At 75.3% G+C, this 11,391-nt stretch carries 11 protein-coding genes; 3 read left to right on the plus strand and 8 right to left on the minus strand.

The window, feature by feature from the left end:
- Window positions 1-361: 361 nt before the first annotated feature.
- The 3 genes from UWG_RS0105685 to UWG_RS0105695 are packed head-to-tail and all read left to right on the plus strand — an operon-like array spanning window position 362 to window position 3,156.
- On the plus strand, window positions 362-1,045 hold the full coding sequence (locus UWG_RS0105685; protein WP_237719996.1) for a DUF5819 family protein: 684 nt from the start codon (window positions 362-364) through the stop codon (window positions 1,043-1,045).
- Window positions 1,042-2,325 (plus strand): HTTM domain-containing protein, encoded by a 1,284-nt coding sequence (locus UWG_RS0105690; protein WP_016906237.1) that lies wholly within the window; start codon window positions 1,042-1,044, stop codon window positions 2,323-2,325. Before UWG_RS0105685 ends, UWG_RS0105690 begins: the two co-directional genes overlap by 4 nt.
- Window positions 2,326-2,376: 51 nt before the next feature.
- Window positions 2,377-3,156, plus strand: a complete 780-nt coding sequence (locus UWG_RS0105695; protein ID WP_029391198.1) for a TrmH family RNA methyltransferase — start codon at window positions 2,377-2,379, stop codon at window positions 3,154-3,156.
- Between the two features lie 78 nt (window positions 3,157-3,234).
- On the opposite strand, the gene UWG_RS0105700 is transcribed toward UWG_RS0105695, so the two are convergent.
- The 8 genes from UWG_RS0105700 to UWG_RS0105735 all read right to left on the minus strand — a co-directional run.
- Window positions 3,235-3,804 carry a bacterial proteasome activator family protein gene (locus UWG_RS0105700; protein WP_016906239.1) on the minus strand — a complete coding sequence of 190 codons (570 nt, stop codon included), beginning with the start codon at window positions 3,802-3,804 and terminating at the stop codon, window positions 3,235-3,237.
- Window positions 3,805-3,885: 81 nt separating this feature from the next.
- Complete coding sequence (locus UWG_RS0105705) at window positions 3,886-4,701, minus strand: hypothetical protein (RefSeq protein ID WP_016906240.1); 816 nt, start codon at window positions 4,699-4,701, stop codon at window positions 3,886-3,888.
- 147 nt (window positions 4,702-4,848) lie between these two features.
- Entirely contained in the window at window positions 4,849-5,826 is a 978-nt protein-coding gene (locus tag UWG_RS0105710) for an NAD(P)H-quinone oxidoreductase (RefSeq protein ID WP_016906241.1), read from the minus strand.
- A 77-nt stretch (window positions 5,827-5,903) separates the two neighbouring features.
- The gene (locus UWG_RS0105715) at window positions 5,904-6,956 is read right to left on the minus strand and encodes a potassium channel family protein (RefSeq protein ID WP_016906242.1); all 1,053 of its coding nucleotides are present in this window, start codon (window positions 6,954-6,956) and stop codon (window positions 5,904-5,906) included.
- Window positions 6,950-8,392, minus strand: coding sequence for a molybdopterin molybdotransferase MoeA (locus UWG_RS0105720; RefSeq protein WP_016906243.1), 1,443 nt, complete (start codon window positions 8,390-8,392; stop codon window positions 6,950-6,952). The genes UWG_RS0105715 and UWG_RS0105720 overlap by 7 nt, the downstream gene beginning before the upstream one ends.
- Window positions 8,389-9,318 (minus strand): NTP transferase domain-containing protein, encoded by a 930-nt coding sequence (locus tag UWG_RS0105725; RefSeq protein ID WP_078495591.1) that lies wholly within the window; start codon window positions 9,316-9,318, stop codon window positions 8,389-8,391. The genes UWG_RS0105720 and UWG_RS0105725 overlap by 4 nt, the downstream gene beginning before the upstream one ends.
- A gap of 59 nt (window positions 9,319-9,377) precedes the next feature.
- Window positions 9,378-10,700: a dihydrolipoamide acetyltransferase family protein gene (locus UWG_RS0105730; RefSeq protein ID WP_033195981.1), complete on the minus strand. Its 1,323-nt coding sequence runs from the start codon at window positions 10,698-10,700 to the stop codon at window positions 9,378-9,380.
- Window positions 10,697-11,391 (minus strand): alpha-ketoacid dehydrogenase subunit beta (locus UWG_RS0105735; protein WP_016906246.1); only part of this gene is annotated, 695 nt, incomplete at its 5' end. The genes UWG_RS0105730 and UWG_RS0105735, both read right to left, overlap by 4 nt.

Below are 11,391 nucleotides of genomic sequence, written 5' to 3' on the forward strand. Positions count from 1 at the left end.
GGTGGGGGCTGGGGCTCTCTCACGTCGTTCCACCTCTCACGTGCGGGCAACTCCCGCCTGCGGGCGGCCGGTCCGACGGGACGAGGGGCCCCGGTCCCGGCCGAACGTCCCGCGAGCCGGTGTGCGTCACCCGTCGCACGGTACGTTGCCCTCGTGTGCGGGCCAACCGTCGTGCTGCCCGTACGCGGTCATGGTCCCGCCGCGGGGTGTCGCGCGCACTTCGGGTGGCGCGCGGGGTTGTGCGGATGCGATGGGGAGCCGGAGCGAGGGCTGCTGTTGTGCGCCCCGGAGTCATAGGGTGAGCGCGCGCGTACTTCCGGGTGGGGTGCGGTCGACGGGGAACGTGGGGAGCTGGGAGGGCATGGAGCCACAAGTGCACGAGCCGGCGCACGAGCCGGGCGCCCCGGTCGGTGCCGCCGCGCTCCCCCTGCGGACGAGGATCGTCGCCGCGCTCGCCGTCGGTGCCGTGGCGGTGGGGGCTGCCGTCCACCTCGGCATGGTCTTCCTCCACGTCGCGCCGGACAACAGCCTCAGCAAGAAACACGACGCCGCGATCGACGCGTACGTCTACCCCGAGTTCGAGCAGAACTGGAAGCTCTTCGCGCCCAACCCGCTCCAGCAGAACATCCACGTCCACGCGCGCGCCGTGGTGGCCCACGACGACGGCGGCAACGAGACCACGGGCTGGGTCGACCTCACCGCGGTCGACGGCGAGGCGATACGCGGCAACCCCGCGCCCAGCCACACGCAGCAGAACGAACTCCGGCGCGCCTGGGAGTTCTTCGGCAACCACCACGACGACGAGGGCCGGCCCATCGGCATGCGCGGCGAACTCTCCCAGGAGTACCTCAAGCGGATCGTGATGCACCGCTTCGGTCCCGAGCTCAACGGCGGCACCGTCGAGCGGATACAGGTGCGCTCCGCCGTGACACCGGTGGCGGCGCCCGGCTGGAGCGAGGAGCGCATCGACACCAAGACGCAGTACAGCACCCAGCCGTGGTGGCAGATCACCAGCTCCGACCTTCCCGGAGGCGCAGGCAGGTGAGCGAGGCGCAGATGCCGCAGCACGACGGCGAACGGGCGGCCGAGTGGACGCAGACGCGGGGTGAGCGCTGGCTCTCGCGGGCCCTGGCACGCGTGACGGGCAGCGTGCTGGGGCCGTACCAGACGGCGGTCGTCCGCATCGGCTTCGGGACGACCTGGCTCTTCTTCCTGCTCCGCGAGTGGCCGCACCGCCGCCGGCTCTACGGGCCCGACAGCACCTGGAGCTTCGAACTCGGGGAGCGGCTGCTCGACTCCAACCACGCGTTCAGCGTGCTGATGTGGTCGAGCTCCCAGCTCTGGTTCGAGCTCGTCTACCACCTGGCGATCCTCGCGAGCGTCGCGCTCCTCCTCGGCTGGCGCACGCGGATGAGCTCGGTCTTCTTCATGGTCGGGGTGCTCTCCCTGCAGAACCGCAGCATCTTCATGGGGGACGGCGGCGACAACGTCATCCATCTGATGGCGATATACCTCGTCTTCACCAGGTGCGCCCGGGTGTGGTCGCTCGACGCGAGGCGGGCGCGCCGGTGCGCGGACGGGGGGCCGTCCTTCGGCGCGACGGGACCCGTGCTCTGGGCGGTCTGCGGTGCGGTGCTGCTCGGGGGGACGTTCAGCGGAGGGTTCTCGCTGGGCTGGGGGCTGCTCTTCTGGGGGCTCTGGCTCGCGCAGGGCGCGTGGTGGCTGCTGACCCGCACGGCCGCCACCACCGGCAACACCGAGGGCCGCGACCTGATGGACGTCGTCGCCAACGTCCTCCACAACGGGGCACTGTTGGTGATCATGGTCGAGGTCTGCCTGATCTACTCGACCGCCGGGTGGTACAAGATCCAGGGCTCGCGCTGGCAGGACGGGACGGCCGTCTACTACCCGATGCACCTGGACTACTTCTCGCCGTGGCCCGGGCTGAGCGAGGTGCTCGCGGGGAACGGTCTGATGATCATGGTCGTCACCTACGGCACGGTGCTCACGCAGGTCGCCTTCCCCTTCACGCTCCTCAACCGGCGAGCGAAGAACGCCCTGCTCGCGTTGATGATCGTCGAGCACCTCGGCATCGCCGTCCTCCTCGGGCTGCCGTTCTTCTCCCTCGCGATGATCGCGGCCGACATCGTCTTCCTCCCCACCGCGCTCCTGCTGTGGACCGGCGCGCGCACCGACGCGCTGCGCCGTCGGCTCACCCGCCGCCCTGACCCGGAAGCCCCGCGCCGCCTGCCGCGCCCGCGCTCCGCCGACGCGCCGGCGCCCGACTCCGCGCCGGCCCCGCACGCGGACCGGGCGCGGCGCTGACCGCGAGGCGGCCCGACGGCCGCTTCCGCGGCGCCGGTTAGGCTCGGGAGGATGCCGCACCGCCCCGAGCCGTCCAGTACGCCCGATCCGCTTGCGCCCGTGCGGAATTGGCACCGGCTCCGGGCGGACGAGGCCGACGCCGTCGTGGTGCTCGACGGTTTCCACGCGCTCAAGCACGCGCTGCGCTTCGGTGCGCACGTCCCCGTCGCGCTCACCGAGGACGCCGGGTCCGTGCTCGACCTCGCCGACGCCCTCGCACCCGACCTCACGGCGCCGCTGCGGACGCTCCTCGACGAGGTGCCGCCCGGCACCCTCGGCAGCCTCGTGCCGCGCGCCCACCCGACCGGGGTCGCGGCCCTCGCCGCCCGCGCCGGCGCACCCGCCGTGCCGCGCTCCGGTGTGCGTACGGCGCCGCTCGTCGTGCTCGACGACCCGCGCAACCTCGGCAACGTCGGCGCCGTCGTACGCCTCGCCGCCGGATGCGGTGCGGCCGGCGTCCTCACCACGGGCGGGACGGACCCGTGGCACCCGGCCGCCGTACGCGCGGGCGCCGGGCTGCACTTCGCGACGGCCGTCGCCAGGGCCGAGCCGGACGCGCTCCCCGAGGGCCCGCTCTACGCGCTGGACCCCGAGGGCGACGACCTGCGGGGCCTCGACCTCCCCGACGGCGTCCTCCTCGCCTTCGGCACCGAGCGCCACGGCCTCTCGCCCGCGCTGCGGGAGCGGGCCGACCGGCTCGTCTCGCTGCCGATGGAGCCGCTCGTCTCCAGCTACAACCTCGCGACGAGCGTGGCGATGGCGCTCTACCACTGGATGTCGCGGCGCCCGTGAGCCAGGGAAGGACGAGGGCCCGGCCGTCCGCCGCGCGGGCGGAGGGCCGGGCCCCGGGTGGTGCGCGTCAGGGAGAGGTCAGAGGTAGGGGCCGCCGGAGCGGGCGCCCGGGTCCTCGCCCGCGGCCTTGGCGATGTCCTCGGGGACGGCGCCCGGGGGCAGCGCGCGGCGCATCTGCTCCAACTGGGCCCGCGCCGCCATCTGTTGGGCGAAGAGCGCTGTCTGGATGCCGTGGAAGAGGCCCTCGAGCCAGCCGACGAGCTGTGCCTGCGCGATCCGCAGCTCGGCGTCCGTGGGGTTGGACCCCTCGGTGAAGGGGAGGGAGAGTCGCTCCAGCTCCTCGATCAACTCGGGTGCGAGGCCGTCCTCCAGCTCCTTGATGGAGCTGGTGTGGATCTCCTTGAGGCGGGCGCGGCTCGCCTCGTCGAGCGGGGCCGCCTTCACCTCTTCCAGCAGCTGCTTGATCATGCTTCCGATCCGCATGACCTTCGCCGGCTGCTCGACCATCTCCGTCACGGGGACCTCAGCCTGCTCCTCGCCTTCGGCGTCACCGCCCTTCGCGGTGGTGCCGAGAGCCATCCCGTCCGGGCCGACGACCAGGACCTGGGGGCTCTCCTGAGACGACTGTTCGTTGCTCGGCTGTGTCATACCCACCATTCTGCAACGCCCGGGCCCTCCCGTGCCCGGCAACCCCGGCACCGGCCGCCCGCGGTCGGTGCGGCGTGTGCGTCAGCCGCGGCGGAGCCGGTAGCCGAGGAAGCCGAGGCCGAGGCCGATGAGGCCGAGTCCGGCGCCGAGCGACAGGACGGGGAAGACCTGGCGGCCGGCGTGGGCGCGGGTTCCGGGGACGGCGCCGGCCTCTTCCGCCTCGTGCGAGGGAAGGGGCGCCCGGGAGGCGTCCTCCGGTTTCGCTTCTGGCGAACTCGGTTGTCTGCGGGGGGAGTCGGAGTGCTTGCGCGGGTGATCGGCGTCGCGCCGCTCGTCCGCGCGGGGCTTCCGGGGCTTCGGGGTGCGGTCCTTGGAGGGCTCGGGTGCGTGGTGGGACCGCGGGCCCCGTGCGTCCGAGACGGGCGGCCGCGCGGTCGTCTCCCGGCGGGGCGCCACTCCGGGAGTGCCGACCGCCTCGCGCGCCTGCCTCTCCGCTTCCCCGGCGAGGCGTTCGCCCTTCTTCCGTGCCGCGTCCGCGAGCCGACGCGCCTCCTCCTGCGCCGAGTGCGCGGGCGCGTCGCCGGAGCCGCCGGGGTGTCCGCGCTCGGCGGCGCGGGGCGCCTCGGCGGCGGGCGGCAGGCCGGTCGGCAGCGCGGTGGTCGGGAGGCGGCCCGGCCACTGCTGCGCACTGCCGGCCTCGCTCGGACCCGGGTCGCGGTCGTACGGGCCGGGGGCGGAGGGCCCGGGGGCGGCGGTGACGGGGCTCGCCTGCGCGGGCGTCGCGGTCGCCGCCGCGGGGACGGCGACGGCGGTGCAGGCGAGGAGGGAAAGGAGGGTGTCGCGGAGGGAGCTGAGCCCTGGGCGGCGGCCGGTTTCTGCATGGCGAGCGTGTCCCACGGCTGCGACCTTCCCGAGCCGGGCGGTGCACTGTCGTCACCAGCGTCACATGGCGCAAGGATTCCGGCATTTCGGGCGTAAATCCCATAAGCATGTTCCCGTGCAGCCGACCGGCCCCGAGCAGGCAGACGGTCGGCTGCGGGCCGGTCACGTCGTCAGGAGGAGCTTGCCGAAGTGGCCGCCCCGATCCAGCGCACGGTGCGCCTCGGCCGCCTCGCTCATCGGGAAACGGCGGTCGATGATCGGGGAGACCTCGCCGGCGGCGAGGAGCGGCCAGACGTGCTCGCGTACCGCGGCGACGATCGCGGCCTTCTCCTCCGGCGGCCGGCCGCGGAGCGAAGTCGCCGCCACCGAGGCGCGCTTGGTGAGCAGCGCGCCGAGGTCGAGCTCGGCCTTGCGGCCGCCCTGCATGCCGATGACGACGAGCCGGCCGCCGGTCGCCAGCGCCCGCACGTTCGGCCCCAGGTACTTGGCACCCATGATGTCGAGGACGACATCGGCGCCCCGGCCCGAGGTGGCCTCCCGCACCTCCTCGACGAAGTCCTGCTCCCGGTAGTCGACGAGGACCTCGGCGCCGAGCTCCCTGCACTTCTCCAGCCCTTCGGGCGTCCCCGCCGTGACGGCGACGCGGGCGCCGAACGCCGTCGCGAGCTGTACCGCCATGGTGCCGATGCCGCTCGCGCCGCCGTGCACGAGCAGCGTCTCGCCGCGCCGGAGCGCCGCGGCCTGGAAGACGTTCGACCAGACGGTGCAGACCACCTCGGGCAGCGCCGCCGCCTGCACCGTCTCCAACCCCTCGGGGACCGGCAGCAGTTGGCCCGCGGGAACGGCCACCTGCTGCGCGTACCCGCCGCCGCCGAGGAGGGCGCAGACCTCGTCGCCCACCGACCAGTCCGTCACGCCCTCGCCGAGCGCGGCGACGCGTCCCGCGCACTCCAGGCCCGGGTAGGGGCTGATGCCGGGCGGCGGGTCGTAGAACCCCTGGCGCTGGAGCAGGTCGGCGCGGTTGACGGCGCTCGCGGCGACGTCGACGAGCACCTCGCCGGGGGCCGGCTCGGGCGCGGGCACCTCGTCCCAGACGAGTGCCTCGGGGCCGCCGGGCTCGGGGATCGTGATGGCGTACATGGCAGACGTGGCATACGCAGCAGACATGGCCCCGACGCTACCGCGCACGCCGCCGGAGCCGTCCGCGTGCCGGGCGCTCAGTCCTCGATGGTCGCGGGCGGTGCGGGGGCGGCCCGCTGGATCGCCACGACCCGGTCGGTGAGCTGGAGTTGGGCGGCCTCCGGGTCGTCGAAGGAGAGGACGCGGTGGCCGCGGACGACGGCGACGACGAGGTCGGTCGTCTCCCGCGGCGAGCGGCCGGCCTCCGCCCGGGTGACGGGGCGCTCCTTGAGCGCGAGGCCCGTGTCCCGCTGGATGAGGTCCTCCAGAACGGCGCTGGCGTACGGGCTCAGCATCGCGGCGCCGAGGAGGCGCCCGGCGGCGCTCGCGCTGGTGACGACGGCGTCGGCGCCCGACTGCCGCAGCAGCGAGGCGTTCTCCTCCTCGCGGACCGCGGCGACGATCTTGATGCGCGGATTGAGCTGCCGCGCGGTCAGCGTCACCAGTACCGCCGTGTCGTCGCGCTGAGGCGCCACCACGATCTGCTTCGCGCGCTGCGTCTCCGCGCGCAGGAGGACGTCGCTGCGGGTGCCGTCGCCGACGACGCCCGCGTACCCCTCGGAGTTGGCGATCTTCATCACCTGGCTGCTGGGGTCGATGAGGACGATCCGGTCCTTGGCCATGCCGGTCGCCAGCAGCGTCTCCGTCGCCGACCTCCCCTTGGTGCCGAAACCGACGACGACGGTGTGGTCGCGCATGGCGGACCTCCAGCGGGCCTGGCGCCACTGCTCGCGGGTGCGGTCGGTGAGCGCTTCGAGCGTGGTGCCGATGAGGATGATCAGGAACAGGACCCGGAAGGGCGTCACCACCAGCGCGTTGACGAGCCGGGCCGAGTCGGTGACGGGGGCGATGTCGCCGTAGCCGGTGGTGGAGAGGGTGACGGTGGCGTAGTAGAGGCAGTCGAGGAACGAGAGGCTGCCGCCCGTGTCGTCCTGGTAGCCGTCGCGGTCGAGGTAGACGACGACCACCGTCGCCGCCAGCACCACCAGCGCCGCGAGGAGCCGCCGCGCCACCTGCCGCAGCGGGGAGACCTCGGGGCGCGGCAGCATCACCTGCCGCCGGCCGGTGTCGCCCGCCGGCTTCTTCACCACGGCAGGCCCAGCAGCTCCACCACCGTGCCGGCGGCTGCGCCCCCGGGCGGGACGACGGCGAGCGCGGAGGCCGAGGCGATGCCGCGGAGCATCGCGGGACCCGAGAAGCGCACCGGGCGCACGGCGGCCACGCCCACCTCGGGCGTCTCCGTACGCACCGGCACCAGGCGGGTCTCCTCGCCTCTGCCCGGCACGTCCTCGGCGAGCGGCGCCGAGGCGGGGCGGAGCGCGGGGGCGGCGGCCGATCCAGGACCGACGGCGAGGACGCCGGTGAGCGCGAACGGGTCGAGCAGGTCGGACTGTTCGGGGCTGTCGGCGCTGCGGGGGCCGCGACCCGAGAGGGTGCGCAGCAGCGGTTCGGCGAGGGTGAGGAGGGCGGCGAGGGCCGCGAAGGGGTTGCCGGGGAGCCCGACGAGGTGGCGGGGGCGCTCGGCGTCGGGCGCGTCGAGCGCGGCGAGGAGCATCGGGTGCCCCGGGCGTACGCGGACCCCGTCGACGAGGGTGCGGGCGCCCGACTGCTCCAGTACGGGCCGCAGCCGGTCGGCCGGGCCCGCCGCCGTGCCGCCCGTCGTGACGACGAGGTCGGCAGTGGAGGCGGCCACCGCCTCGTGGAGCGCCTCCGCGTCGTCGCCCAGGCGCCGGGTGACGAGGACCTCGGCGCCGAGCAGGCCGAGCCACGGGCCGACCATCGGGCCGAGCGCGTCCCTGATGCGGCCGCCCGCCGGGAGGCCGCGGTGGAGGAGTTCGTCGCCGAGGACGAGCACCTCGACGCGGGGGCGCCGCACGACCTCGACGCGGTCGTACCCGGCGGCCGCCGCGAGCCCGAGCACCGGCGGGGTGACGGGGTGGCGGTCCGCGAGGAGGCGGTCGCCCGTGCGGCACTCCTGGCCGCGCGGGCGGACGTCGGTGCCCGGCTGGGGCTGCGCGGCGGAGTGCAGCCGCGTGCCGTCGAGCTCCGCGCGCTCGCTGCGCAGCACGGCTCCCGCGCCCGGGGGCAGCCGGGCGCCCGTGGCGATGCGTACGGCCTCGCCGTCGGTGAGCGCGGGCGGCTCCGCCGTTCCGCCGGCGAGGACGCCAGGATCGTCCGGCGGGGCCACCGGTTCCCACGGTCCGGGACCTGCGACGGCCCAGCCGTCCATCGCCGAGGTGTCGAAGGGCGGGAGGTCGGTGCGCGCCGTGAGCGGGGCGGCGAGGGTGTGCCCGAGCGCGTCCTCCAACGGCAGGGTGACGGTGGGGAGCGGGGCAGCGGCGCGGGCGGCGAGGGCGCGGGCCTGCGGCCAGTCGAGCGCGGAGGCGTGGCCGCGGCGCTCCTCCCCGCCCGCCGACTCGCCGTGCGCGCGGGGCTCCGGGGTGCTGCCCTCGCGGCGCGTATCGGGCTTTCTGCGGCCCCAGTTGGCGAGGGCGATCGCCTCGTCGAGTTCGTCGGAGCCGCTCATCGTTCCTCCGCTCGCCTCTCGGTCCCGTCCTCCTCGGCCGCCCAACGCTGCGCGAGCGCCGTCGCCTTGCGCACCGCCTCGCGCACGTCCTCCTCGGTGCCGCCCGCGTTGGCGGCCGCGTACCCGACGAGGAAGGCGGTGAGCGGGGCCGCGGGGCGTGCGACGCCGTGTGCGGCGTCGCGGGCGAGGTCGAGGAGCACCGTGGTGAGGCCGGGTGGTGCGGAGTCGGTGGCGTTCTCGGGGCCCTCGGTGTCGAGTTCGACGCCGAGTTCGGCCTTGGCAGCGGTCATCCATTCGGTCAGCACGGTGCCATGCTCCCTGATCGCGGTACGGGCGCGGACGACGTCCTCCCAGGTGTCGCAGTCGAAGGCGGCGCCGGGGCGCGGGCCCTCGTCGGGTACGCGGCGCAGCGCCAGCTCCGGGACGAGCAGCCGGAGGGGGAGGCCGGAGAGCGCACCGTACTCCGTTCTGAGCAGGGCGAGTTCACGCCGGAGCGGATCGCTCCGGTAGACGGCGAGGAGCGGCTGGTCGCGGCCTCCCGCGTGCACCAGCGCGCCCTCGGCGCCGGCTTCGCCTGCCGCAGCGAGGAGGGTGCGCACGGTGGCGCGGGTGACGAAGGGGAGGTCGGCGGAGAGGACGAGCAGCAGCGGCGCCGTGGTGCGGCGGAGCCCGGCGTCGAGCGCGGCGAGCGGGCCCAGGCCCTCGGCGCCGCTCGGGCTCTCGCTGGTGAAGTCGACGGCGCGCGCGGTGGGCCGGCGAGGCCCGACGACGACGGTGTGCGCGGCGTCGGTGCAGGAACCCAGCGCGCGGTCGAGGAGGGTGCGTCCGCCGACGGTGACCGCCGGCTTGTCGGCGCCGCCGAGGCGGCGTGCGCCTCCGCCGGCGAGCACGACCGCGTCGTAGGGAGGGCAGGGGCGTTGGCTCACGCTTCGAGCGTACGGAGGGTGCGGCGGCGCCGTCACGACGGGTGCGGCGCCGCCGCCGTTCACACCGCGCGCAGCAGCCTCGCCGGTTCCTCGACGCAGTCGGCGACGTACCGGAGGAAACCGCCCGCCGTCCCGCCGTCGCACACCCGGTGGTCGAAGGTGAGCGAGAGCTGCACCACGCGGCGCAGGGCGAGTCGGCCCTCGAAGGCCCACGGTTTCTCGACGATCCTGCCGACGCCGAGCATCGCCGTCTCGGGGTGGTTGACGATCGGCGTGGAGCCGTCGACGCCGAATACGCCGTAGTTGTTGACGGTGAACGTGCCGCCGGTGAGGTCGGCCGGTGCGAGGCGGCCCTCCTGCGCGGCCTCGGTGAGCCGGCGCAGCTCGGCGGCGAGCTGCCCCGTGGTGCGCGCATGCGCGTCGCGGACGACGGGGACGACGAGCCCGCGCGGTGTCTGCGCCGCGAAGCCGAGGTGCACCTCCGGCAGCAGGACGACCTCGTTCGCCTCGGTGTCCACGGTGGAGTTGAGCTCGGGGTGGCGTGCGAGCGCCGCCGTGGCGATCCTGCCGAGGAGGGCCGCGAGGGAGACGCGCTCCTCCTCGCCCGACTCGTTGAGCGCGCGGCGCGCTTCGAGGAGCCGGGTCGCGTCCGCGTCGACCCAGCAGGTGGCGTCGGGGATCTCGCGGCGGCTGCGGGCGAGCTTCGCCGCCGTCGCGCCGCGGACCCCGGTGAGGGGGAAGCGGGTGCCCCGACTCCCCTGCCGCGCAGGCGGGTCGGCGGCGCGCTCGACGTCGGCGCGGAGGATGAGGCCCTCGGGTCCCGAACCGTCGATCCCGCGGAGGTCGACGCCGTGTTCGCGGGCGAGCCTGCGGACGAGCGGGGAGATCACCCTGGCGGTGCGGGGAGCGCCGGACGGTTCGGGCGCGGGCGCGGGCGCGGGCGCGGGCGGCGGCGTGCGCGGGCCGCCGTCGGGCGCGCCCGGACGCACGCGCCGCCTGCGGCGCTCGGCCGGGCGGGTGCCGTAGCCGACGAGGACGTTGCCCGAGGCGCCGTCCTCGGCCGGCTCCGCCTCGGCGGCCGGCTCCGCTTCGGCGGAGCGCTCGGCCGAGCCGACCGTCACCAGCGGGGCACCGACCGGGAGTTCGGCGCCCTCGGCCGCGTGCCGCGCGAGGACGGTGCCGGCGTACGGGCAGGGCACCTCCACCGTCGCCTTCGCCGTCTCGACCTCGACGACGGGCGCGTCGACCTCGATCCGCTCCCCCTCGTCGACGAGCCAGCGCACCACGGTCGCCTCGGTGAGCCCCTCGCCGAGGTCGGGGAGCGCGAACTCGCTCGCGGCGAGGTCGGGTTCGGTTCGCCGCGTGTCCTGTCCGGCCGTCATCGCGCCTCCCCCGGCGTCCACTCGCTCTCCCACTGGAGGCGTGCGACCGCGTCCAGCACCCGGTCGACGCCCGGCAGGTGGTGCTGCTCCAGCATCGGCGGCGGGTAGGGGATGTCGAATCCGGTGACCCGCAGCACGGGCGCCTCCAGGTGGTGGAAGCACCGCTCGGAGAGGCGCGCGGCGAGCTCCCCGCCGGGACCGCCGAACCCCTGCGCCTCGTGGACGACGACGGCGCGGCCGGTGCGGCGGACGGAGGCGGCCACCGTCTCCTCGTCGAGCGGCACGAGCGAGCGCAGGTCGACGACCTCCAGGTCCCAGCCCTCCTCGCGGGCGGCTTCCGCGGCCTGGAGGCAGACCGGGACCGAGGGGCCGTAGCCGATCAGGGTCGCCGAGGTGCCGGGCCTGCGCACCACGGCGCGCCCCAACTCCGGTACGGGCCGCGGGGATTCGGCGTCCCACGGCTCCTTCGACCAGTAGAGGCGCTTCGGTTCGAGGAAGACCACGGGGTCGTCGGAGGCGATCGCCGCGCGCAGCAGGCCGTAGGCGTCGGCGACGGTCGACGGGGTGACGACGTGGAGTCCGGGGGTCGCCGTGTAGTACGCCTCGGAGGAGTCGCTGTGGTGCTCGACGCCGCCGATGCCGCCGCCGTAAGGGACGCGGATGGTGAGCGGCATCGGCAGGGTGCCGCGGG

This window comes from Streptomyces xiaopingdaonensis (assembly GCF_000262345.1).
GTDB classification, from domain to species: Bacteria; Actinomycetota; Actinomycetes; order Streptomycetales; family Streptomycetaceae; genus Streptomyces; species Streptomyces xiaopingdaonensis.

Coding starts and splice junctions, on each gene's coding strand:
- UWG_RS0105685 (WP_237719996.1), top strand. CDS start 362: ATGGAGCCACAAGTGCACGAGCCGGCGCACGAGCCGGGCGCCCCGGTC.
- UWG_RS0105695 (WP_029391198.1), top strand. CDS start 2,377: ATGCCGCACCGCCCCGAGCCGTCCAGTACGCCCGATCCGCTTGCGCCC.
- UWG_RS0105700 (WP_016906239.1), bottom strand. CDS start 3,804: ATGACACAGCCGAGCAACGAACAGTCGTCTCAGGAGAGCCCCCAGGTC.
- UWG_RS0105710 (WP_016906241.1), bottom strand. CDS start 5,826: ATGTACGCCATCACGATCCCCGAGCCCGGCGGCCCCGAGGCACTCGTC.
- UWG_RS0105720 (WP_016906243.1), bottom strand. CDS start 8,392: ATGAGCGGCTCCGACGAACTCGACGAGGCGATCGCCCTCGCCAACTGG.
- UWG_RS0105730 (WP_033195981.1), bottom strand. CDS start 10,700: ATGACGGCCGGACAGGACACGCGGCGAACCGAACCCGACCTCGCCGCG.